The organism is Nostoc sp., assembly GCF_036918015.1.
Classification (GTDB): Bacteria; Cyanobacteriota; Cyanobacteriia; order Cyanobacteriales; family Nostocaceae; genus Nostoc.
Window position 1 is genome coordinate 42,900 of sequence record NZ_JBALEO010000047.1, and the last position, 24,332, is coordinate 67,231.

General features: G+C 42.8%; 22 protein-coding genes. 8 read left to right on the forward strand and 14 right to left on the reverse strand.

Annotation, left to right across the window (positions count from 1 at the left end; genetic code table 11):
* Positions 1-37: 37 nt before the first annotated feature.
* The 5 genes from V7K61_RS10995 to V7K61_RS11015 all read right to left on the reverse strand — a co-directional run bounded on the left by V7K61_RS10995 (position 38) and on the right by V7K61_RS11015 (position 5,255).
* Positions 38-658: a hypothetical protein gene (locus tag V7K61_RS10995; protein ID WP_335053358.1), complete on the reverse strand. Its 621-nt coding sequence runs from the start codon at positions 656-658 to the stop codon at positions 38-40.
* Between the two features lie 29 nt (positions 659-687).
* Positions 688-2,052 (reverse strand): tRNA (N6-isopentenyl adenosine(37)-C2)-methylthiotransferase MiaB, encoded by a 1,365-nt coding sequence (gene miaB, locus V7K61_RS11000; protein WP_335053359.1) that lies wholly within the window; start codon positions 2,050-2,052, stop codon positions 688-690.
* A 143-nt stretch (positions 2,053-2,195) separates the two neighbouring features.
* Positions 2,196-2,759, reverse strand: coding sequence for a retropepsin-like aspartic protease family protein (locus V7K61_RS11005; RefSeq protein WP_335053360.1), 564 nt, complete (start codon positions 2,757-2,759; stop codon positions 2,196-2,198).
* Positions 2,760-3,245: 486 nt separating this feature from the next.
* Positions 3,246-4,019, reverse strand: a complete 774-nt coding sequence (locus tag V7K61_RS11010) for a nucleoside phosphorylase (RefSeq protein WP_335053361.1) — start codon at positions 4,017-4,019, stop codon at positions 3,246-3,248.
* 108 nt (positions 4,020-4,127) lie between these two features.
* Positions 4,128-5,255 (reverse strand): SAM-dependent methyltransferase, encoded by a 1,128-nt coding sequence (locus V7K61_RS11015; RefSeq protein WP_335053362.1) that lies wholly within the window; start codon positions 5,253-5,255, stop codon positions 4,128-4,130.
* A gap of 647 nt (positions 5,256-5,902) precedes the next feature.
* Here V7K61_RS11015 and fusA point away from each other — a divergent pair.
* From fusA to V7K61_RS11030, 3 genes are all read left to right on the forward strand, one after another.
* The gene (gene fusA / locus V7K61_RS11020; RefSeq protein WP_335053363.1) at positions 5,903-7,906 is read left to right on the forward strand and encodes an elongation factor G; all 2,004 of its coding nucleotides are present in this window, start codon (positions 5,903-5,905) and stop codon (positions 7,904-7,906) included.
* 199 nt (positions 7,907-8,105) lie between these two features.
* Entirely contained in the window at positions 8,106-8,978 is an 873-nt protein-coding gene (locus V7K61_RS11025) for a GNAT family N-acetyltransferase (protein ID WP_335053364.1), read from the forward strand.
* 127 nt (positions 8,979-9,105) lie between these two features.
* Positions 9,106-9,240, forward strand: a complete 135-nt coding sequence (locus V7K61_RS11030) for a hypothetical protein (RefSeq protein ID WP_335053449.1) — start codon at positions 9,106-9,108, stop codon at positions 9,238-9,240.
* A 36-nt stretch (positions 9,241-9,276) separates the two neighbouring features.
* Here V7K61_RS11030 and V7K61_RS11035 read toward each other — a convergent pair whose 3' ends face one another.
* Positions 9,277-10,623 (reverse strand): MFS transporter, encoded by a 1,347-nt coding sequence (locus V7K61_RS11035; protein ID WP_335053365.1) that lies wholly within the window; start codon positions 10,621-10,623, stop codon positions 9,277-9,279.
* Between the two features lie 186 nt (positions 10,624-10,809).
* On the opposite strand from V7K61_RS11035, the gene V7K61_RS11040 reads away from it, so the two are divergent.
* On the forward strand, positions 10,810-11,637 hold the full coding sequence (locus V7K61_RS11040; protein WP_335053366.1) for a class I SAM-dependent methyltransferase: 828 nt from the start codon (positions 10,810-10,812) through the stop codon (positions 11,635-11,637).
* A gap of 79 nt (positions 11,638-11,716) precedes the next feature.
* Here V7K61_RS11040 and V7K61_RS11045 read toward each other — a convergent pair whose 3' ends face one another.
* The 4 genes from V7K61_RS11045 to V7K61_RS11060 form a co-directional block, all read right to left on the reverse strand.
* Positions 11,717-12,799, reverse strand: a complete 1,083-nt coding sequence (locus V7K61_RS11045; protein WP_335053367.1) for an aldo/keto reductase — start codon at positions 12,797-12,799, stop codon at positions 11,717-11,719.
* A gap of 156 nt (positions 12,800-12,955) precedes the next feature.
* Positions 12,956-13,081, reverse strand: a complete 126-nt coding sequence (locus V7K61_RS11050; protein ID WP_335053368.1) for a hypothetical protein — start codon at positions 13,079-13,081, stop codon at positions 12,956-12,958.
* Between the two features lie 34 nt (positions 13,082-13,115).
* Positions 13,116-14,021: an N-carbamoyl-D-amino-acid hydrolase gene (locus V7K61_RS11055; RefSeq protein WP_335053369.1), complete on the reverse strand. Its 906-nt coding sequence runs from the start codon at positions 14,019-14,021 to the stop codon at positions 13,116-13,118.
* A 133-nt stretch (positions 14,022-14,154) separates the two neighbouring features.
* Positions 14,155-15,948, reverse strand: a complete 1,794-nt coding sequence (locus V7K61_RS11060) for an ABC transporter substrate-binding protein (RefSeq protein WP_335053370.1) — start codon at positions 15,946-15,948, stop codon at positions 14,155-14,157.
* Positions 15,949-16,440: 492 nt separating this feature from the next.
* On the opposite strand from V7K61_RS11060, the gene V7K61_RS11065 reads away from it, so the two are divergent.
* The 3 genes from V7K61_RS11065 (at position 16,441) to V7K61_RS11075 (ending at position 20,193) form a co-directional block, all read left to right on the forward strand.
* Positions 16,441-16,608: a hypothetical protein gene (locus V7K61_RS11065; RefSeq protein ID WP_335053371.1), complete on the forward strand. Its 168-nt coding sequence runs from the start codon at positions 16,441-16,443 to the stop codon at positions 16,606-16,608.
* A gap of 123 nt (positions 16,609-16,731) precedes the next feature.
* Positions 16,732-18,981 carry a TOMM precursor leader peptide-binding protein gene (locus tag V7K61_RS11070; protein WP_335053372.1) on the forward strand — a complete coding sequence of 750 codons (2,250 nt, stop codon included), beginning with the start codon at positions 16,732-16,734 and terminating at the stop codon, positions 18,979-18,981.
* A 15-nt stretch (positions 18,982-18,996) separates the two neighbouring features.
* Positions 18,997-20,193 carry a cupin domain-containing protein gene (locus tag V7K61_RS11075; protein ID WP_335053373.1) on the forward strand — a complete coding sequence of 399 codons (1,197 nt, stop codon included), beginning with the start codon at positions 18,997-18,999 and terminating at the stop codon, positions 20,191-20,193.
* 280 nt (positions 20,194-20,473) lie between these two features.
* On the opposite strand, the gene V7K61_RS11080 is transcribed toward V7K61_RS11075, so the two are convergent.
* Entirely contained in the window at positions 20,474-21,190 is a 717-nt protein-coding gene (locus V7K61_RS11080; protein ID WP_335053374.1) for a molybdopterin-dependent oxidoreductase, read from the reverse strand.
* A gap of 177 nt (positions 21,191-21,367) precedes the next feature.
* Here V7K61_RS11080 and V7K61_RS11085 point away from each other — a divergent pair, with 177 nt between their 5' ends.
* A complete protein-coding gene (locus tag V7K61_RS11085) occupies positions 21,368-21,493 on the forward strand; it encodes a hypothetical protein (protein WP_262984327.1) in 126 nt (41 codons plus the stop codon).
* On the opposite strand, the gene bioF is transcribed toward V7K61_RS11085, so the two are convergent.
* From bioF to V7K61_RS11100, 3 genes are all read right to left on the reverse strand, one after another.
* Positions 21,490-22,653: an 8-amino-7-oxononanoate synthase gene (gene bioF, locus V7K61_RS11090; protein WP_335053375.1), complete on the reverse strand. Its 1,164-nt coding sequence runs from the start codon at positions 22,651-22,653 to the stop codon at positions 21,490-21,492. The genes V7K61_RS11085 and bioF overlap by 4 nt on opposite strands.
* A 113-nt stretch (positions 22,654-22,766) precedes the next feature.
* Complete coding sequence (ruvA, locus tag V7K61_RS11095) at positions 22,767-23,399, reverse strand: Holliday junction branch migration protein RuvA (RefSeq protein WP_109007998.1); 633 nt, start codon at positions 23,397-23,399, stop codon at positions 22,767-22,769.
* A complete protein-coding gene (locus tag V7K61_RS11100; protein ID WP_335053376.1) occupies positions 23,399-24,157 on the reverse strand; it encodes a sucrose-phosphate phosphatase in 759 nt (252 codons plus the stop codon). Before V7K61_RS11100 ends, ruvA begins: the two co-directional genes overlap by 1 nt.
* Between the last annotated feature and the right edge of the window lie 175 nt (positions 24,158-24,332).

Consider the following 24,332-nt stretch of genomic DNA (forward strand, 5'->3'; position numbering starts at 1 on the left):
GTGGGGTTCTTGATTATTTTTGATTTATGCAAGAGGTCTAATAAATAATTCGCCAAGCTTTTACCGTTCCTTTACCAATTTCGCTATCAACAGTTTGACCTCCTTCTAACACTAATCTGATATCTAAATTCTCATCTGGAGAATTTTTCAAAGCAGTGGCTAATTCTTTACTGACAGTAAACGTGCCGGTTGAACCGTCTAATTGAAAAACTTTTTCTCTGACCTTGAGTAAAAGCTTATCTACTTTTTTAGTCGTGACAAATCTAAGATAGTCAGGTCTAGGATACACACGACCAGCGGTGTAGAAAGAAGACCTTGCTTGTCCCGAATTTACTGTTACGAGTACTCGAATACTCGAAGGTGTCCACAAACTAATAACTTGTGTTGAACCCTCACGGAACAAATAGCCACCTAATGAATTGCGGTCGAAAACTCCAACAAACTCCCCTTCAAAGGGGTCAACAATTTTTACGGCTTTCGACCAAGGCACATCCATTTCGGGGGACAGTCCAGCCGATTTGACCATTGGCAAATCGTTTGATGCTTGAGCAATAATAGCTATTTCTTGAACATTGAAAGCAGCACAATGTTGAGGGGAAATTACAGCCAAGCTAGCCCCAAAAAGAAGAACTGGAATCGTTTGCGGTAACTTCATCATAAGTCAGGGGTATAATCTTCAAATGGTTCTTACTGCAAAACGGTTTGCCTCACTTCAACTGGTTCACCCGTCAAGCTAAAAGGCCGAACTTCGGTAATTTTTACCTTCACCAACTGCCCTTTGAGTTCTTTGATGTCACCGCTAAAAAAGGTCAAACGATTACCACCAGTGCGTCCCATTACCTGGGTTGGATCTTTAGGATTTTGGTCTTCTACTAAAACTTCTTCAATGCGTCCAAAGTAACGTTGCGATCGCTCTGCTACTTTCAAGTTTCCCAGATGATTGAGCCGTTGCAAGCGATCGCTTTTAATTTCTTCACTTAGTTGATTGTCCCACAAAGCGGCTGGTGTCCCTGGACGCGGCGAATATGCTGCTGTATTCAACATATCAAAGCCAATATCTTCTACCAGTTTCAGGGTATTTTCAAACTGTGCTTCTGTTTCCCCAGGAAAACCGACAATTACATCGGCACTAATGGAGGCATCTGGCATATACCGCCGAATGGTATCGATAATGCGGCGATATTTTTCATGGGTATAACCCCGTGCCATCGCCTTTAAAAGTTCGTTATCCCCAGATTGAAAGGGAATGTGGAAGTGTTCGCACACTTTGGGTAACTCAGCACAAGCTTGAATTAATCTCTCGGTAAAATAACGAGGGTGGCTAGTCGCAAATCTTAATCTTTCAATCCCCGGTACATCATGGACGTAATAAAGCAAATCTGTAAAGTTATTCAGATGCCTACCTTCTGCTGTCACTCCAGGTAAATCTCTGCCGTAAGCATCAATATTTTGTCCGAGTAGAGTAATTTCTTTGTAACCTTGCCGTCCTAATTCTTCCATTTCAGCCCGGATAGCTGACGGCGTGCGAGATTGTTCGACACCGCGCACATTAGGAACCACGCAATAGGTGCAGCGTTCGTTACAGCCGTAAATCACATTCACCCAAGCGGTCACTGTACTATCTCGTCGCGGCTGGGTGATATCTTCAATAATGTGAACTGCTTCGGTTGCGACAACTTGGTTGCCTTCAAATACTGACTCCAGCAAATCTTTCAGACGGTTGGCGTGTTGTGGCCCCATTACCAAATCTAATTCTGGCACTCGCCGCAACAGCGCTTCTCCTTCTTGTTGGGCAACACAACCAGCAACGATGAGGGTTAAATCAGGCTGCTCATGTTTACGCTTTGCTTGTCTGCCAAGATAGGAATATACCTTTTGTTCAGCATTATCCCGAATGGTGCAGGTATTGTAGAGAATCACATCTGCATGATTCGGATCTTCACACCACTCAAAGCCCATGTCTTCCAAAACGCCAGCCATGCGCTCTGAGTCAGCTTTATTCATCTGACAACCGAAAGTAGTGATGTGATATTGGCGTTTAGAAGTGGTCATGGGCAATTCTGCTGAATCAGCGTAATGTATGTAAGGTTTCTTTCTATTCTATAACGCTCTTAAGCTGCTTCAGGAGTGCTGAGTACCTTGGTTCACATTCCTTTTGATATTTCAATAGTAAAAATCTAAAGAAGTTGCAAACATTAGCGGTGATGAAATTCTACCTCTTTCTCCAGAATCTTAATATCATAGTTGCCAAAGAAATCGTGACCTAATAGCCCAATGCTTCCTTTTGGTGCGATCGCTACTTGAAGATTATTGGCTGTAACTCCACCTACTGCAATAGATTTTACCTTACTCGTTGAAAATTTTACTTCACTACCATCAGCAATTTGGGCTTGCATTGTACCTGTAGCCTGGAGTTTCAGTGTATTCGCCATATCTTGAGTGATAATGGTTCCACTAGCACCTGTATCTACAATCATTTCAAAGGTTTTTTTGTCGTTGAAGGTGACATCAATCACAGGAGTTCCACCAAAACGGCGTTTGATTGAGACTCGAAAAACTCTATTGTCTGAAGGTGCGGCTATGATATTGCCACAAATCCTTCCCAATCCAACAGTTTTACCAGAGGAAGTTATCATGTAACACGCTCCTGGATCGTCTGCTGTTGCCCGATGAGAGAATGCTAAAAATATCAGCGTCGGCATTAGTGCAATTGCAGCTAGATTAACGGTTGTAATCCAACGCCTCCAAGCATTCTTCATGTTATACTGCGCTCCAATTTTTTTGACTACTCTTAATATCTAAACTCATCATGGTGGCTGTAAAACATAGTGTTAAAAGAACAGCTTTTTAATATAAAAATTCAAATTGTATCTATTTAAAATAGACATTTATAACTACTTCTTTAGTTTTAAATCAGCTACTATTTTATATATAAACCTCATCTATGTTGAAACCTAGAGTTTTTTAAAAGATATATTTATGTAGGTTGGGTGGAGTGAAACGCAACCCAACATTACCACCAAATTTTATGTTGGGTTACGCTATCGCTGCACCCAACCTACAAAACTACTGTTCTCAAGGTAGATGAGGTTTATATCTTAAAAATATCAAATTGCATCTTACTCAATACATCTTACATAGAATTACTGATTGGTAAATTAAAGATTAGGTAAAGACATGATGAAACTACTTAGAGCAGATTCAATCTGACATACTAAGAAGTTGGATAAGAGAAATTTGTTAGCTTACTCAAAGCTTGCTGCTGCATTTACAGCAGTTGCGATCGCATTTTTCACAGCGATATCTTTTTGTTCTAAGATGATATTTTCACTATCAGTACGTGAAGCAACTACACCACAAATAGCAGCAGCAGCAAAATTATACACTCCTGCCATTTTGAATAGTGTGCCGCATTCCATCTCGTAATTCAAGATATTCAAGCGCCGATATTCTTCTGTAATGCCATGCAGCGATCGCATTAAATTTGGATTGGCTGAATCAGTGCGTTCTTGTCCTTCGTAAAAAGTATCAACTGATGCCGTAATTCCGATGTAATGTTCAACCTTTAATTCTCGTGCAGCTTTAACTAAAGCGACTGTCAGAAAAGGATCGGCTGCGGCTGGATACTCCACAGGCGCAATATCATTCGCTGCACCTTGGCGACACAATGCTGCACTGCTAATAACAACGCTACCAACTGGTATATAAGGTTGAATGGAACCGCAAGTTCCAATGCGAATAATTTGTCGGATTCCTACTTGTACCAACTCATTGACCACAATACTTAATGAAGGCGCACCCATACCACTTGTAGCTGATAAGATACAGCGACCATTCGGTAAGTATCCTACGTAGCTATTGAGTCCGCGATTTTCTGACAACACGCGTACATCTTGTAAATAAGTTTGGGAAATTAGGTGCGATCGCTCTGGATCGCCAGATAATAGTGCAATGCTGGGAGGCGATGAACCTAAATCATTTTGTCCAAAGCCAATGTGATAAAAGCGTTTATTTGCCATTCAATGCTACTCACACACATATTGCTGGCCCCTACACTAAAGAACCAAAAATTGCTCTTAATATGGTTGGGCGATCGCTAAATTATTAGGAATTATGCAATTAACTTGTCACGCATGAACCAACAAGTATTGACCATTACCAAGAATTTCACCATCAAAACCGTCAAAATACACAATGCACAAGAGCAAATAAAGTCTCCACATCCGGCAGAAATTGCCATAGTTCATGCCATAATTGAAATCTTGGACTTTAGCTTGATTTTGGTCAAAATTCATTAACCAATTTATCAGAGTCTTTGAGTAGTTAGCACCATTTAAATACCACTGATTAATAGTTTTCAGGTCTGTATTAATCTTTGGAATGACATCATAACTCCACACCCTCATGTTTGGAAAAACATATTTGTCGATAAAAGGATGGGTTATATCATAAGGTAATCTGGTTGTGATTATGTGAATTAACACCTTGCCATCATCTTTGAGGAGAGAAGCCAGTTTTTGAAATGATTTCGTTAAATTCCCTATATGTTCAAACAGGCCAATCGCCATAATTTTATCAAACTTATTCTCAAAATCAATATCATTAAAGTCCTTTTCATATAGAGTGAATCTATCTGAACTTAGGTAACTGGTAGGGTCTCGCATTTTTTTCCGCATATATTCGCATTGCCCGTGGCTCAAATTAAGAGCCGTTACTTTCACATGGGGAAACCGGGAAAGAATGTAATTTGATGCAGAACCCCAACCGCATCCCAAATCTAAGATTTCGTCTCCGTCTTCGATGCCTGCTTTTGCGATCAAATCATCGAGCATCTGCATTTGAGCTTGCTCAAGGTTAGATGCTTTTTTCTCCCATAAAGCCATTGTGTATTTGGGATATAAAAGTTCTGTCTCTTTTAACATCAGACTGAACATTTCTTCGGGTAGGTTGTATTGAACCTTCATTAGTTCGTGTGACCCTTCTGCAAGGCGATCGCTTTCTTGCAACAGCCATTCATAGGGAACTAAAAGAGAAGGAAAATATTTGTAGCTGATTTGCATGGAGAGATTTAAAAAGGATTTAAGCAGAGTATCGGGGATTTTTAACCCATTGATATAAGCCTCTGCTCCTGCCATTACGATTGCATTGAATGCAGCGATCGCTGTGCGGTTAGTTTGGTAAGCAATTCGGTTTTCGTTATTCACATCTACTAAAAGAGTATGTCTTTGGATATTGTCTGTAATGCTGGAAGTCATGTATACATTACCTTAGATTTTTAGTTATATTAAATTTATGACAAAACTAAATACTCATCTTTTACAATTTCGGTCTGCGATAAATTCAAAACTTCCATAAAATCAAGGATTTATCACTCTCTGATGCTACTTCAAGTGGTAAAAGATGAGAAATCAAATTGAGAGTTAGAAAATCAATTTATGTATTAAAAATTAATATTTTTTTATGAAGTTTAATAAGAACATAACGCTCCCTTAATTAATAGTGTTTCTCGTCGGGTTGCAAAAATATTTGTTGAAGAAGAATGCAGAATCCAGAATTCAGAATTCAGAATCAAGACGCGACTCGAAAATACTCGCTTGCCGCCGGCGCTATCGATAGCGCAGCGTTAGCGACGCAGGAGCGTCTGACTCGCTTGCCGCCGGCGCTATCAGTCGGGGATTCAGACCCGCCACTGAATTGTTGCACCACCAAATCGTATATTTGGTGGGGATGCAAAAACGCCGGTTATTCAGACGCTCTCTACGAGACGCTAAAAGCGAACGAGTACTCGCTTGCTGCCGGCGCTATATTATCAGCCTTGTCTTTTCACCATACTACATATATAATACAAAATATATCACCACTCAGTTGGTGACTGTTTGTCGCTTGAACAAAAGGAAATTTTATGATTCCCCGAACACGCATCCGAAATATTGGTATCTCTGCTCACATCGACTCTGGTAAAACTACGCTGTCAGAGCGAATTCTCTTCTATACGGGCAGAATCCACGCTATTGAGGAAGTGCGGGGAGGCGGTAAGGGTGCAACGATGGATTTTATGCCAGAGGAAAAACTGCATGGTATAACCATCACTTCCGCTGCTACCACCTGCCAGTGGCACGATACTCAAATTAACCTGATTGATACACCTGGACACGTAGATTTCACCATTGAAGTGGAACGCGCCCTGCGGGTATTGGATGGGGCAGTGATGGTGCTGTGTGCTGTGGCGGGCGTGCAGTCCCAGTCCATTACAGTGGATCGGCAAATGAAGCGCTACCGTGTGCCGCGTTTGGCGTTCATCAACAAAATGGATCGGACGGGGGCAGATCCATTGCGTGTAGTACAGGGAATACGCGATCGCTTGCAACTAAATGCGGTATTGCTCCAGTATCCTATCGGCAGTGAAGACCAATTCCAGGGAGTGATTGACCTGGTGGAAATGACCGCCGACTACTTTGAGGGGGAGAACGGGGAAAACCGCGTCAAAAAGGCAATTCCCGAACCTCTAAGGGATGAGGCGCAACAGGCACGCGACAAACTGCTAGATACTTTGTCGCTGTTCTCAGAAACGATGACCGAGATGTTGTTGGCGGGTGAGGAGATTCCCAAAGAATTAATTTGGCAAACCATCCGACAGGCAACCTTAAGCCTCGAATTTACGCCTGTACTGCTGGGTTCGGCATTCAAAAATAAAGGAGTGCAAAACTTATTGGATGCAGTTGCGCTCTATCTACCATCTCCCGTGGATAGAGAAGTGGTCAAAACCGTAGAGTCGGTGAGTGTTTACCCTAATCCCGATGCTTCCTTGGTGGCATTGGCATTTAAACTCACCGTTGAATCCTTTGGGCAGTTGACCTACACCCGGATTTACTCTGGAACGCTCAAACCCGGCGATACCGTCTACAACTCGCGGACTGAACAGCGAGTGCAAATCGGTCGCTTGGTGAGAATGCACGCCAATAAGCGAGAAGAGGTACAAGTTGCCGTAGCAGGGGATATTGTTGCTCTGTTGAGTGTGGATTGTGCTTCTGGTGATACATTCTGTTCTGGGGAACCACTGGTATCTCTAGAGAAGATGTTTGTGCCGGAACCAGTGATTACACTGGCAATTACGCCCAAGAAGCAGGAAGATAGCGATCGCCTTTCCAAGGCACTCAATCGCTTTCAAAGGGAAGACCCCACCTTCCGGTTGAGCATCGACCCCGAATCAGGAGCAACTTTGATTTCTGGGATGGGCGAACTCCACTTGGAAATCTACCTGGAGCGCATCCAACGAGAATACAATGCCGAGGTTTTCGTTGGTACTCCCGCTGTGGCGTACCGCGAAACCATTAGGCAACAAGCTACCTTTGACTACCGATTCAAAAAACAGTCAGGCGGCCCTGGTCAGTACGCCCATATTACTGGGTGGATTGAACCTACAGATGAGCCGTTTGTCTTTGAGAATCGGGTAGTTGGAGGTGCAATTCCCAAAGAATATATCCCTGCCTGCGAAAAGGGTTTCCGTGAGGCGATGCAATCAGGAAAGCTGCAAGGCTATCCGGTAACTGGGGTGAAAGTTGTTTTGGATGGCGGTTCTTATCATCCAATTGACTCTTCAGAATTGGCTTTCCGGTCAGCATCTCATCAAGCAATTGAGGGTGCGATCGCCAAAGCCAAACCCTATATCCTCGAACCCATCATGCTTGTAGAGGTGGAAACACCCCATGAGTTTATGGGAAGGATTCAGGGTGACTTATCCTCGCGTCGGGCTTTGTTGTTGGGTTCTGAGACAATGCAGGGATACACGGTGATTCGAGCAGAAGTACCGCTGGCGCGAATGTTTGGGTATTCTACAGAATTGCGATCGCTTACTTCTGGTATGGCTACTTTTTCAATGGAGTTTGCCTGCTATCGGCAGTCCTAGCATCTTGAAGTAGTTTAATTTAGGGACACAGGATAACATAACTGTGTCCTTTTCAATCAGATAGGATTGCTTTAGTTGAGATTAGCGATCGCCTTTGCTAAGGTTTAAATCATCTTCACCATTGAGAGAATCATTACTATCTATTTGATTTGATAGTGTATTTGAAAAAACTGCGCTATTAGATACTGAGGAGTTTTTTGTGCCTATTTTGAGAACGCTGCAACCTGGAGATGAAGTATCGCTGGAAACATTTCTCTTGCAACACACCGATACTTCTATGTTTTTGCGCTCTAATTGGCGAGCGGCGGGACTGCTTGACCAAGGTGCAATATTTCAAGGAACTTATATGGCGGCCTACATAGATGAAAATATAGTGGCAGTTGCAGCCCACTTTTGGAATAGGATGCTTGTAGTCCAAGCCCCTGTAAATCTAGCAGAAGTGGTACAAGCAGTTGTGGCACAATCTGGACGTGCTATTTCTGGAATTAGTGGCCCAGCAGCACAAGTTGAAGCGACAAAAAGCATTTTGGGACTTAGCAATCGACCGACTCAGCTTAATGAGTCTGAGATATTGTTTTCTCTAACACTGCGAGATTTGCAAATACCTGAAGCTTTAGCATCAGCAAAGGTGCAGTGTCGTTTACCACATCCAGAAGAGTTGGAGTTACTGGGCGAATGGTGCGCTGCTTATAATGTGGAAACTTTAGGACAAAGAGATACTCCCAGTTTAAGACCTGATTGCCGTCTCGTAATTGAATCACGTCAAGCTAAGGCTATGCATTGGGTTTTGGTAGAAGGAGATACCCCAGTTGCTTACTCTGCTTTCAATGCCAGCCTACCTGATATTGTGCAAATTGGTGGAGTCTGGACACCGCCAGGGCTACGGGGTAAAGGCTATGCCAAAAGTATAGTAGCAGGCTCGTTGCTAGATGCGCGATCGCTCTTAGTAAAACGTGCCATCCTGTTTACAGGTGATAATAACCAAGCAGCCCAAGCAGTTTATCGAGGAATTGGCTTTTTGCCTACTGGTGAGAAGTATGGCTTAGTCTTATTTGAAGAAACTCAGGCTTGAGAAATATTGGGTTAAACGCAGATATGTCCGATAAATTTATGCTACCGCGTTCTGCAAGGTGTTGAGTTACTCAAAAACAATTGAATCATAATAGAACTGAGAGTTTCATCATCAGGATTGCCAAAAGATGTATCAAACTGACCCGCCGCGATCGCCAAAAGATGTATTGCCAACCATGTACGATCTTCCCAGTGAAGATCCAGAGGAGCCTGGTTTGCCCGATCAGTTTCATTTATTGCAACCTCGGCTGTTAGACGAATAATGTTAGGCTAAGTGGGATTTGTACTTCAGCTAAATACTAGATAGTGTTAACAACTTGCTCGGTTATGGTAAGAGTTTCATCAGTAGTACTGGAAACTCGATCGGAAACAATATCAGGTAGTTCATCCTCCAATCGCCGCAACCGGGGATACAAGTAAGCAAGAACAGTTGTGAAGACAACTAGAATTCCGAGGATGATAAACAGAAGACCAATGCCCCGACCAGGCCCAACACCGATAATTAGTCCTGCACTTGTTGCTAAGAAACTGTCAGTATTCATCAAAGGCTCGAAAATCCGATCGGCTAAAGGCCCAGCTCCAACAGCAGCAATGGGTAGAGCGGATTGTGTGAGCGCATTTTGTAAACCAAATATTCTCCCTTGATAGTCAAGCGCAACTTTCTTTTGCAAAATAACTCGAATAGAACTGACAGCAATTGAGCGACCTATGTAGAAGATAAAACTACCTATGCATAACAGCAAAACTGAAGGGCGCAACCCCCAAAGGATCATAGAGAATCCGCATAGCAGCATGAAACCAAGTATAGTACTCATCTTGCGTTTTGGCCCTTCCCAGATAGCAACGAGCAAGCTACCCACAACTAGACCTATCCCATTAACAGACCCAATAATGCCGAGGCTAGTGACTGTAGAAAAGGACAGTATTGCAGGAGTGATTAGGACATTAGCGAATCGCCAAAAGACGGCGATAATAGCACGGAAAAGCACTAATCCTAAAAGCCCTGGTCTAGCAGTTAGATAACTCCAACCAAGAGCGGTATCACGCAGTAGTGAACTTGGTTCTGCTTCAGAGTCAGCAACGATCTGAACTTCAGGAAACCGAACTAACAGTAGAACGATCAAAGAGAAGAAAAAGGTAGCCAAATCAATCAGAATGATACCCTGAAGCTGGATTACGCCTAGCAGAAAAGCAGCTAATGTAGGTGAAACTATCTGACTAACAGCTAGTGCTAGCTGAGTAAGTCCACTAGCTCGATCCAGGTAGTCTTTGGAAACCAACTGAGTAGTGGCGGCACTGTAGGCAGGGGATTGGAAGGCATTGAAGATGGAACTAATCGTAACGAGTGGATAGATATGCCAGAGTTCTAGCCTTTGGGTAACTAGCAAATAGCCTAAACATAAAGTAATAACAGCAGCACCAGAGTCACTCAGAATCATTGCCCAACGGCGGTTCCAACGGTCTACTAAAGTGCCTGCCAACGGAGAAACGAGGACAAGCGGTAGAGTTGTAAACAAATAAAGGATGGTGTACTGAGTAATTGAACCAGTATGTTGGTATATCCAAATATCTAAGCCGTAGATTGTGAGACCACTACCAAGGAGAGAAACCAGTTGTCCCAACCAGACGATGATAAACAGTCTCATTTATTGATGAATGTCATGACAAATATTCCGTAGAAACACGATGTATTGTGTTTCTACTATGTAGTGTACATAAATCAAGAGATTATCGGTGGGAGATATTTTAAGACTGTGGAAGGGGCGATCGCTGTTAAGCTGTTAAATTGAGGTTAAACAACTACTGTGTGAGCAACCGAACCGTATTTATTTATGACTGACAATGTTAATACTGAAAAGCTAAACACAATTTATGAGTATATTCGAGTTGCTCATGGCGGTGGTGCTTACGAAAAGCTAGACGAAAGTTTGCAGCCGCGCCCGCCGGAAATGCTTTATGATTTTGTTGAAAGACTCAATCTTGTTTCTGGCTCTACCGTGCTTGATGTCGGTTGCGGATATGGAAATAACACTTGCGATTTGGCACGGCGATTTAACTTTCAAGTTAAAGGCATTGACATTGTTGATGACCACCTAGAATTTGCGCAAAATGCTGCACTTAAGCAAGGTTTAGCCGAGCAAGTCAGTTTTATCAAAGGAAGTTTAGAGAGCATCCCTTTTGAAGATGCAACCTTTGACTTGATATGGTGTCGTGACGTACTAGAGCAGGTGCAAAACGTGCGGCAATTTGCTAGAGAGTGCGATCGCGTTCTCAAGCCTAACGGTAGCATGGTCATCTACACAATATTTGCCACCGAACTTATGGAACCCAAAGAAGCAGCACGCCTATACAAAACTCTAGGGGTTGTACCTGAAAGTATGTCTGCTTCCTTTGTTGAAGAGTGTTTTAAAGATGCCGGATTGCAAATCCTGACAACAGAGGTAATTGGCAGCGAGTTGATGCAATACTACGAAGAACGTGACGGACGCGCTACAAAAGAACTCATGCGCTTGGCACGAATGATACTGGCCAAAGAAAAGTTTTTGTCCCAGTTAGGACAGACAAATTATGAAGTCACATCGGCGTTGTACCATTGGGCTATTTATCAATTAATTGGCAAGTTAAGTTCAACTATTTATACCTTGAGAAAAACCGTTTAAGTAAGTTGGCACAATAAAATCAAACTATTTTTAGAGCCTATTCTGGAAGTGGAAATTTAGTGGTGTTAACAGATATTTGTTACATAACCGGATAGTATCCTTTCGGTTTCAAGCTGACGGGTTTACCACCATGAATCATCGCTTGAATTTTGGGGTTGAAGAAAGTATATGGAAATTGAGGTTCAGGACGACTAACGATCTCAAGGCGATCGCTTAGTTCATCGGGAATTTGAAAATCCAACGCTTTGAGATTGTCCTCTAGTTGAGCTAGCTTAGTGGCTCCGACAATCACACTTGCAATCCCAGGTCGGTTGGCTGTCCAATTCAGCGCCACCTGAGCCATGCTGTTACCCAGTTCTTTCGCTATACTTTCGAGTTGGGCGATGATTTGCCAGTTTCGCTCTGTCATTTTCAGTGATGTCGGACTGTTACTATTTCGCATTGTCTCTAGCCGTCCTGAACCTGTAAAGCTACCTTCATTTGGTTGATACTTTCCACTGAGAAGACCTCTAGCTAGAGGACTCCAGACCATAATGCCCATGCCAAGTTCCAATCCCAGTGGAACAAATTCGCGTTCAATGTTCCGCTCAACTAGCGAGTACTCAAGCTGTAATGTACTAAGCAATTCATAACTCCGGCACTGGGCAAGTGTCTGCGATCGTGCTGCATACCAAGCAGGTGTATCACTCAACCCTACATAACGAACTTTCCCCGATCTGACTAAATCATCAAGAGTTCGGATCACCTCTTCGGCGGGGGTGAGTCGATCCCAGGTGTGGAGAAGGTAGAGGTCGATAAAGTCGGTTCCCAGACGTTGCAGCGATCCCTCTACAGCTCGCAGGATATTTTTGCGTCCATTACCGCCAGCATTAGGGTTGCCGGGTTCGGCGTTGTAGCTGAACTTGGTAGCAATGACAACGCGATCGCGCAATCTGCGTTCTGCTACAAATTTGCCAATCCATCTCTCACTCGTACCGTTGGTATACAAGTCTGCTGTGTCAATGAAATTGCCACCCACATCAATATAAGTATTGAACAGTTGACGCGCTGTATCCTCGTCGGCTCCCCAGCCCCATTCAGTACCGAAGGTCATGCTACCTAATGCCAGACGGCTAACTCGCAGACCTGAGCCTCCTAGTGTGTAATATGTATCGAGAGACATGATGGATACTTTCAGAAGTGTTGAATTTTAAATAAGATTAACAAAAAAACCGTCCAAAAACTGAATACTTTTTGAGGAGCTTTTTTAATAATTCTAGTTCTTCCGTTTATTATCAAATAATGCGTGTGTAAATCATGAAAGCCTTTGACTGTAAGCTTAACCCGGATTTCTCACGCATAGTGTAGGCTTCAGGGGAAGAGGAGTGTGGGGAGTGTGGGGGGTAAGACTTCTTCCCCATCCTCCCACACCTCCCACACCTCCCACACCCCTTGGATTTCTCACTTGTGAGAAATCCAGGTTAAGCAGGCATTCCTTTTCAAACATCCTCTGATGTCACACTTTTTTGTTCACAGATCGCCTGATAATACTCTGGTTGACGATATATCTCGAAATTAGACAAAGGCTGACATAAATCTAGGTTACAACGGGCGACAATCAACTCATCGCCCAAGGTAATGCTCTTAGCTACAATTTCGCCAGAAGGAGCAATAATAGCACTATCACCAATGAGATCGCAGCCCTCTTCTCGCCCAGCTTTTGCCACGCCAACTACCCAAGTTGCATTCTGATAAGCTCCGTCTTGCATAACTAAGTGATTATGGAACTGACTGAGGCGAGTTTCTTGCGGTGTACTATAACCGATTAAAATCATCTCCACGTTTTGAAGTCCCATTACTCGGTAAGTTTCCGACCAACGGCGATCGTTGCAGATGCACATTCCGATAATACCGTCAAAGGCACGCCACACCTGAAACCCTAAATTTCCAATATCAAAGTACCGTCTTTCTAAATGCTGAAAGGCTTGCTCTGGTTTATATTCAATATGACCAGGTACATGAATCTTGCGATACTTGCCAATAATTTGACCTGACTTATTGACTAAAATTGAGGTGTTATAACGACGAGTTTGGCCTTTTTCAATCGTAAGTTCGGCATACCCTAGATAAAAACCAATTTCTAAATGAGCGGATAACTCGAACAACGGACGAGTTTCTGTCCCAGGCATTTCTGTCTCGAAGAAAGCATCAATCTCTACCTGATTTTCCATGTACCAACGAGGAAAAAAGGTGGTTAATGCCAATTCTGGAAATACTATCAAGTCACAGCCCACGCTTTTTGCTTGTTTCATCAAGTCAATTAATCTATTGATGACATCTGCACGGCTATCATTTCGGGCAATGGGGCCTAGTTGAGCGGCTCCAACGGTGATTATTCGGGCCATAATTAGAAATACTGGGGATTAATCAATCAGTGTAGTTTTGTATCTGTGTGGCAAGCTGATATCGGTTATGGGTGAAGCTGCGATCGCACTTGAGTCTAACTTGAAAATGAAAATAGCTACATCCTCAATCAGATTATCCCTTAAAAAAGTCTTTCTTGATTTTAAGTTCATCAATATTCCAAAATATTCCTTCTAAAGCCGAGTATTGGATGCGGTCAAAACGATTGCGTACAGCAAGCATAGAGTAAGGATTAACTAAGAAGATCGCTGGTAAATATTCCTGAATAATCTGCTGAACTTCAGCATAAATTTCTCTGCGTTTATCTCGATTTAACTCTCTTGCTCCTTGAATGTAAAGCTGACCAATTTTCTTCTCCCAGTCTGCTACTTCTCTACCTTCTAAATGCGGCTGGTCAAGTTGTGGCTTTTTATTAAACAGGTGAAAACTTTGATCGGGAGACCAAAAGCTTACATCATCATTGGGTTCATTACTACTATTAAAGCTCAGAAGAATAGCTTCCCATTCAAGAGAGTTAGTCACTTGATTAATCAGGGCATTTAAAACAATTGGCTGAAAATCTAATTGAATGCCAATTTGACTCAAATATTGTTTAATTTGGGCTGCCATTGCTTGTTGGGTGATGTCACTAGCATTAGTCAGCAAGGTAAAACGTACCGCATTATTATCAACATCTAAAAGTTGTCCTCTATTATTATATTTAAATCTCGCTGACAAAAGTAATTTTTTTGCTTGTTTTGGATTGTATTCATAAACTTTGCTCCCCGCTTTTTCTAAAGAAACATAGTAGGGACTCTGTACGGGTATTTGGGAGTTTAACTCTTGTCCCAGTCCTCGATAGACATTATTGATTATTGTCTTCCGATCAATGGCGTAGGCAATTGCTTGTCTAAACTTTACGTTATTGAACCAACGAGATTTCTTGGTTTCAACTAAAGGCTTCTCTCCTCTTCTCCCTTGGTTGAGATTGAAGGACATAAAAGTAACTGAATAGCGAATCCCACTGTTATAAATTGTAAATTTTCCTCGTTTTTCTTCATGCTTAAGTAGAGAAAAGTATTCTGGTGAAACATTAATATAGTCTAGTTCTCCAGAACGAAACTTTAATAAAGCTGTATCTTTTGATTCAATAATTGCACATATAATACGTTCAATATAAGGCAGATGATTCCCTTGCTTATCCTTTTTCCAATAGTAAGGATTGCGTCGAAAAATAAATTGTGTACCAGAGATATAATTTTCTAGTAAATAAGGCCCATTTACAATAAGTTGAGCAGGAGGAGTATTAGTTCCCCAAGTATAAAGAAACTGAAGTTTTCCTTCAGAGTCTTTTTTTCTTACTGATGCTTGTAAAGCATGGGCTGGTAAAATAGGCAAATCAACGTTAGATAAAAAAGGAGCAAAAGGTTCAAAAATACTAAATTCTACCTGGAATTCACCAATTTTTTTAACCGTCGGTAGCGCTTGAGTTTCACCAATTCGCAGACTATCTCTATAGCTAGTAGGAATTTCTTTATTTAGATAAATTTCGTTATATGTAAAGACAACATCTTCGACCGTTAATGGTTCTCCATCTGACCACTTTAAACCCTTACGTAAGGTAAAAATAATTTGCTTTTTGTCCTCAGAAAATTGCCAAGATTCAGCTAATGCGGATTCAATCTCTCCTGTTATCGGATTGTCTCGCACTAATCCTTGATAAATTAGGTCAAAAATTTTATGGTTGCTTTCATTGAGAGCATAATTAAAGGTTGTTGTATCACTTGAGATACTGCCAATTATTTGCGATTGAGGATTAATTTTTGGTTGCCAAATTTCTAAATTACAAGCATGAATAAAAAAAATGGTGAGTGAAAAAAGAACACAACGCTTTATATAAGAGCAAATTTTATTTTTTTTAGATTCCATAAATTTACTCTTTAGATAATTGTCTATGTCTGGTTTGACTCGATCCACATATAACTTTACAACACAATATAGTTCAGTTAAGTCTTTCTTCCTTCTCTTTGCGTACTTTGCGGTTCGTTCAAAAACTTGACTTTGACCAAGAGTTTTAGCCTTAACTGAACCGTATTGCTTTACAACATATCCGATATTGCAGATATCTCGGTGGACACCTAAATAGGTAATCGGGAATGCCATATCGACTCATTATTTTTACTTAGAAATATTTTTTACGTTTTTTATTAAGTATTAGCAGCTAGACCGCACTTACACTCCTTTTGAGCGTATTTTAATCTCCTATTTAGCAGCTAAAATCATGACAAAATGAGAATATACTTCTTTTGGTATATGTCTTTAGGATGATCGCGTAAAGAGAACAAGTCGGGGTAGTATACTTTTTAGTTGATTTTAATCAACTCATGATACTTCGGTATACACCATTAATCGAGGAAGATTATGAACAATTATCAAGAACTCAGCGTTACCTCTGAAGAACTCTTAGCAGAGTTGAATGACGAAGAACTTGGAAGCGCTTCTGGAGCGCAACGAGACAATCAAACCATAACTGTAGACATTCCCAATATAACCCCAGAAGATTTTGTCTGGAAGTCTAACGAGTCATAATACTGTGTTTTATTCCCTCCTCTTACTTAGGGGAGGGTTGGTTTTTATGCTAGACAAAACCAGGGCGGGAAAATCCGAAAATTGTGGACGATGTAACAGTGCTAGAAAGGTAATCATAAATCTGTGACGATCGCTCGACCTCAGTTTAGACACCATTTCCATGTCGAAGTTGTATTACCGAAAACGGTATATCTGCTTAGTGAGACAAAAAAAATTGCCCTAACTGGTCGTCTCTACTGTTGGTTAGCTCCACTGTTAAATGGTCGTCATACAGTTGATGAAATTGTTAGCAAGTTAGAAAAGCAAGTCACCTCTGCTGCTGTTGAACAAGCTCTAACCCTTCTAGAAAACAAGGGCTACATCACCGAGGCAGATGGCACTTTCCCTCCTGAAGTTGCTGCTTTTTGGAATCTCCTAAATGTAGATTCGAGCGTCGCTAAAGCTCGCTTGCAATCAACCAAAGTTTCTGTAATTGCCTTGAATACAGTACCGAAAGAACCATTGCTTGCTGCTCTGCAATCCCTAAATATCTGCATTAGCAACGAGCAGGATCTAACAGTAGTCCTAACGAATGATTACCTGCAACCGGAACTGGCTACTTTTAACCAGGAAGCGCTACGAACCAAAAAGCCCTGGATTTTAGTCAAACCTGTAGGAGCCGTAATTTGGCTGGGCCCGATTTTTCTTCCAGGCCAAACGGGTTGTTGGCAGTGTCTGGCTCATCGCTTGCGGGGGAACCGTGAAGTTGAAACTGCTATTGGGCAGCAAAAAAAAATCCTTAACCCATTTCCCACCTCCCGGTCAATATTGCCCTCTACCCTGCAAACTGGCTTGAGTTTGGCAGCAACCGAAATTGCCAAGTGGATTGTTACGGAAGAACACGAACAGCTTCAAGGAAAGCTGATGACTCTCGATTTGGCATCTTTGAATCTGCAACACCATATCTTGGTTCAGCGCCCTCAATGCCCTGATTGTGGTAGCCCAGATTATCTTACTAACCGTGAACCACAACCTCTGGTGCTAGGGACGCAAAAGAAGCAGTTTACAAGTGATGGCGGACACCGAATTTTCTCCCCAGAGCAAACGCTTAAGCGATACGAACATCTCATCAGCCCGATTACGGGAGTTGTCAGTGCTTTAGAGCGGATATCCGAGGATGGAAACGATCTAGTTCACACTTATGTTTCTGCTCATCCTTTTCCCCATGAAGCTCAGAATTTAAACAGCTTGCGGCAGGTATTACGGATCAAAAGTGCTGGGAAAGGCAAAACCGACCTTCAATCTAAAGCCAGTGCCTTTTGTGAAGCCATTGAACGCTACTCCGGCATCTTTACGGGTGACGAAATTCGGGTGAAGGCGACAATGACTCAACTCGGTGAAAGTGCCATTCATCCCAATACCCTGATGCAATTCAGCGATGCCCAATACCAAAACCGCCAGGTCTGGAATCAGAAGCATTTCCAGTTTAATTGGATGCCACAACCATTCCAGAAGGAGCGCGAAATCGAGTGGACACCGGTTTGGTCTTTGACTTCCCAAACGTTTAAATATCTGCCAACCGCTTACTTGTATTACAATTATCCACTAACTGAAGACCATCAATTCTGTGGTGCAAATTCCAGTGGTTGCGCTGCTGGTAATACCCTAGAAGAAGCCATTTTGCAGGGATTTATGGAGTTAGTAGAGCGCGATAGTGTCGCTCTGTGGTGGTACAACCGACTGCAAAGACCTGCTGTAGATTTGGCAAGCTTTAACAATCCGTATTTGTCGGCTCTTTTAGAGTATTACAAAACGCTGCACCGTGAGCTTTGGGTGCTGGACATTACTAGTGATTTGAATATTCCGGCATTTGCGGCTGTTTCCAAGCGCACCGACCAAGAGGCAGAGAATATTCTGTTTGGGTTTGGTGCTCATTTTGATCCGACAATTGCTCTCCTGCGAGCAGTGACTGAATTAAACCAGGTTTTACCGCTTGAGAAGAGTGTCGAACACAATAAAAACCTGATACCTGTCGAGCAAGATGTGAAAAGTTGGTTAGCGACTGCTACCTTGGCAAATCAACCTTATTTAGCTCCAGACGAGGGTGCTATCCCTAAAGTTTTGACTGATTACCCTTGTTGCTGGAGTGATGATTTGCGCGATGATGTTCTCGCCTGTGTAGAGATTGCCGCACAACAGGGTCTAGAAATACTCGTTTTAGATCAAACCCGACCTGATATCAGCCTGAATGTGGTGAAGGTGATTGTTCCAGGATTGCGCCATTTTAAGGCGAGATTTGCACCGGGTCGGCTTTATGATGTCCCTGTTAAATTAAGTTGGCTATCAACCCCTTTGTTGGAAGAGCATCTCAACCCCATTCCGATGTTTATATAAAAGAGGAAATGAGTCATGTCAGTATACGATCTTGATTTTGAAAGACTGCTTAACCCCATAGAAGTACCAACTTTCTTTAATGAATACTGGGAAAAACGTCCTCTGGTTATTCCCAGAAGTGAGCAGGATTACTACGGCGATTTGCTTTCAATGAAAGATATTGACTCGATTATCTGGTTTACTCGCTGTAAGCTTTTGGGAGTTGAACTGGCTAAGGACGAGTATAGAGTTCCTCCCGGTTCTCCAGGCATAGGAAAATATATCAGTAGAGATGGAGTCCCCGATCTTAATCAGTTATATAGCTCCTACTCTCAAGGTTATAGTTTTACCATCAATGACCTTCACGATCGCTGGCAGCCGGTATCAATTTTTCGCAGAAATTTAGAAGTTTTTTTCAATTATCCGGTAACGGTCAATATGTTTATGACCCCCCAAAATACACAGGGGTTTGCACCTCATTTTGATACACATGAGGTTTTTATTTTGCAGGTTGAAGGCTCAAAGCTTTGGAATATATATAACTCGCCGATCGATTTGCCCCTTGTTTCTAATCAAAAAGACCTACCCAAGTCGAGAGAGGGACTCGGCGAACCTTTAGAAATCTGTTTGAATGCTGGTGACTTGTTGTATATGCCTCGTGGGTACATTCACGAAGCTCGGACTTCTGACACTTTCTCTCTTCATCTGACAGTCGGTGTCCACGTCTTTAGGTGGTCTGACTTGATGCTTAGTGCGGTCAAATTATTAACTCAACGAGATGTCCGCTTTCGACAGTCGCTGCCTGTTGGCTTTTTGCAGCAGGGTGAAGTCCACGAATCCTTACAAGACCAATTTCAAGAACTTCTCCAACTCCTGGCAGATAAATCACAGGTTGAGGATGCCGTTGAAGAAATTGCCGAACGTTTTTTGATGGAGTCACCTCCCTTAGCTGATGAACATTTCTACCAGCTTGAAAATATTAATAACCTGAACCTAGATACGATTGTTAAAAAAAGAGCAGGTATCTGTCGTGTCGTTAAAAAGCAAAGTCGGATTGTCCTTCAATTTACGGGAAACAGCGTAACAGGCCCAGAGACTACAGAGCGAGCGTTCCGCTTCATTGTTGATACTCAAGAATTTCCGATTAAAGCACTTCCCGGCCTCACCGATAACAGCAAGCTAACCTTAGGCCGCCGCCTGATTCGGGAGGGACTGTTAACCACTGTGGGGTAACTAAACTAATCGGCATTTAAATTGGGGCAGATATAGCGTAGCTGACACAAAGTACAAGCTAAACAGCTTAGACCAAGTTTACTGGTCATACGTGAGCTTATTCACTAACTTTTTCTTTGCCAGACGCTACGCGTAGCTTGCTTTTCAATAGATTAGCTTTTTGCCTGCCTTATAGCCCAATACGGTTCAGTTAAGGGCTACTGGCAACAATTCTGGGTTTTTAAGACGCGATAAATCGCCGTCTCTACAAGTGTTTTGGGCTTATCTGAACTGTATTGCCTTATAGCCCTGCAAACCACTCATAACCTTGATCCTCCCAATAGCCTTTAGTAGGTAACAAATTGCTAACGAATGTGATTTGAGTTACCCACTTGCTTTGCTTGTAGCCCAGTTTTATTGGGGATGCTAGGCGCATCGGCGCACCATTATCAACTGATAAGGGTTGTCCATTCTTTTGATAAGCCATGAGAGTTTGAGGATGTACAACAGAAGCAAGATCCCAGCTTTCATAGTAGCCATCAGCAGATTTGAAGTAGACATAGCGGACGTTTGACTTAGGCTGTACCAGCGCTACTAAATCTCGTAATCGCACGCCTCCCCATTGAACGATCGCAGCCCAGCCTTCAACACAAACATGGCGAATCACCATTGAAGTCAAGGGCAGTTTTTGAATATCTGCCATGCTCAATTGCATTGCATTATTGACCTCACCATCAATTATTAAGCGAAACTGTGCCGGATCGATTTGCGGGGTGAAGTCAAAGGTATTAACTAGTAATTTATCTGCTTCTATGGCACTGGCAGGAAATTCAGGTATAGGTTTTTGAGTTAATAGAAGTGCTTCAAGACTTTGGTTTAGTGGCTCAGATATTTGCCGCAGATTATCTGAGAACAAATTTGTCCCACAGCCACCAAGAAGAAAGCCTACCCCTGAAAGTCCAGACACTTGCAATAACCGACGACGGGATAGGGTACGTTTGGGAAGAATCAGACTCATAAAACCTCTACAGAAACATAGATTTCACTAAACGGATGCTTCCTACCTTCTGGGCAAGCAAGGAATGAGCAATTGTAAACAGTATGACAGTAGGAACAGCGATAAAGTGAACAGTTCGTAGAGTTTGCCAACTACCAAACAGCCCGGAAAGCCACTGCTAGCCTGGATTTCTCACAAGTGAGAAATCCAAGAGGTGTGGGAGGTGTGGGAGGATGGGGAAGAAGTCTTACCCCCCACACTCCCCACACTCCCCACACTCCCCTTCCCCTGAAGCCTACACTATGCGTGAGAAATCCGGGCTAGCTAACATCCTTTAGTACTGCTACCAATTTTTCAATATGTGCTACTTCATGAGTTGCCATCACGGATATTCTGATTCGACTTGTGGGCACTGTGGGGGGACGAATTGCTGGGGCAAAAATGCCAGCATCTCTTAGCTGTTTTCCAGCTTTGAGCGCATCTGTCGCATTAGGCAATTGAAAACATAATATGGGTGATTCAGAAGGCAGCAATTTCAGGTTAGGTAACTGTTGCAGCAAAGTTTTCAAGTAATGTATATTTCCCCACAATTGGGCACGGCGTTGCGGTTCTTGTTGCACGATCTCGATCGCTGCTAAGGCCGCGGCTGTATCAGCAGGTGAAAGCCCAGTGGTATAAATCCAACTGGGTGCGCGGTTCCGCAAAAAGTCAATTAGGGCGGTACTTCCTGCTACATACCCGCCTAAACTACCTAAAGCTTTACTCAAGGTGCCAACTTGAATTAATTGCTTTCCTGTACACCCGAAATATTCGACGCACCCAGCACCAGTTTTTCCTAGTACCCCAGTGGCATGAGCTTCATCGACTAGCAGCATACAGTTAAATTCATCAGCGATCGCCAACAGTGCAGGCAACGGACATAAATCGCCATCCATGCTGAAGACGCTATCAGTCAGAATCAAACAGCGTCGGTAATTTTGCCGCTGCTGACTCAACTGAGTTTTTAATACTGCCATATCACAGTGTGGGTATTCCACAACTGCTGCACCGCTGAGAATCGCTCCATTTTTCAGACTGGAATGATTGTACTGGTCAGAAAATATTAGATCGCGCTTGCCTACAAGGGCAGTAATTGCACCCAGATTGGCTAGATACCCAGAACTAAATACCAAGGCATCTTCTGTTTGTTTGGTAGATGCGATCGCCAACTCTAACTCCCTGTGTAATTCTCGATGCCCACTGAGTAATCTAGAACCAGTACTACCAGTGCCAAATTTTGCGATCGCAGCCGTTGCCGCTGCCATCAACCGTTCATCCCCAGCCAATCCCAAATAGTCATTGCTGGCAAAATTAATTACCTCTTGCCCAGCTAAAACCACCGTTGCACCCGGACGACCATTGATAGGTTGTACTGAACGATACCAGTCCGCCCGATGAATTGTTGCTAAGGACTGTTCTAGCCAGGCATAAGGGTCTGTGGGCATAAGTAAGGCAGGGGGCAGGGGGCAGGGGAGGCAGGGGAGGCAGGGGGAGGATAAGAAATAACTAATGACTAATGACCAATGACTAATAACTAATGACTAATGACAAATGACAATTAAACTTGTTCGCTACTGAGATGAGCGATCGCTTGTTTAATCCAGTCTTCGACATAGGCATCTTTGGGTAGTCCGATGTCTTCGCTGACTACGTGCAGGGCGTGACTGACCTCATGGGCAGTGTATCCCAAGGCGAAGAGGGTCATTTGCACCTCTTCGAGAATTCCTGGTGCAGGCCCGCCTGTGGCAACGAAGAACCCGGCTGATTTGCGCCACTCGACCAATTTGCTTTTCAGTTCCAAACAGATGCGTTCAGCGATTTTTTTGCCCACACCTGGAGCCTGAATAAGGATTTGTGTATTGCCAGCGATAATTGCTTGGACTAAATCTGGTAGTTCCAGAGTGTCCAAGAGAGCGATCGCTAAGGCTGCACCAATCCCTGTGACAGTCAGCAAGTGGCGAAATAAATCGCGTTCGGCTGGGGAAGCAAAGCCATATAGAAAGGGCACTTCTTCCCGAATTTGCAAATGGGTAAAAATTTGCGCCACTCCTCCTGACTCTGGTAACTGGTTTGCTAGCCGTTGGGGAACTTGCAAATCATACCCCAAGCCATTCACTTCCAGAGTCAGAATCACGCGATTAGCGCCAATTGTTTGGATACCAGCGACTATACCTTTTAAATAACTAATCATTACAAGAGACCAAAATAATGTAAGCCTTCGATAATTCCACCTGCACAAAAACCTTTTGCCAGGTAGCGGTAGTCTGCGGGATACTCATTGTGCCATTGGAGTAACTCTTTGCGGGCATTCCCCACAATGATTCCCCGTTCGTTGCCTACAGCAAATAAAGCAATATCATTACCTGAATCACCACAGACAACTGTTTGTTCTGCTGCAAATTTCCACTTCTGGCGTAAAAATTGCATTGCTTGACCTTTATCGCTGGTGCGGGGTACAATGTCAAGGTCTATATCGCTACTGTAGATTAACTTTACATTTAATTTATATTTTTGCAACTCCGCTTCAAGTTGTGGTAGAACATTTGCAGATGCTTTTTGTTTTAAAAAGAAGCTGACTTTGAAAGGACGCTGTTCTGAATCTGGTTGCCGTACTAAGTCGTGGTATTTCTCCGTAACAGATAATATTGCTTCGCGTTCCCATCCCGGAGATAAGATTTCTGCCCAATCTGAATCTTGTGTATCAGTACCATTGAGGTAAATTTCAGTACCCACAGAAAGGACGAGGGCATCTGGTTGCAAAAGATTTTTTTGAGCTTGGAGTTCTTTGTAAAGTACAGGCGATCGCCCGGTAGAATAAACTATTTTAGTCCCGTATTCTTGGCGATGTTGACTCAGCAGTTGATTCAGTTCTGGTAAAGCGCTGTCATCGCCAACGGTGCGATATACGAGGGTATCATCTAAATCGGTTACAAACAGAAATGGTTTCATGATTAAACCTCTTGCAAAATTTCGTTATTCTACCGCGTGAAAAAAATTTTGCAATAATTTTGCTGCGGTATTCTTTCTGCAAACACTGCCTTTACTGCAATACTCTTAAGTTAAGGCTAAAATCCTTTTTTTAACGAACCGCATACTCCTACGGAGAAGCAAGCTACGCGTAGCG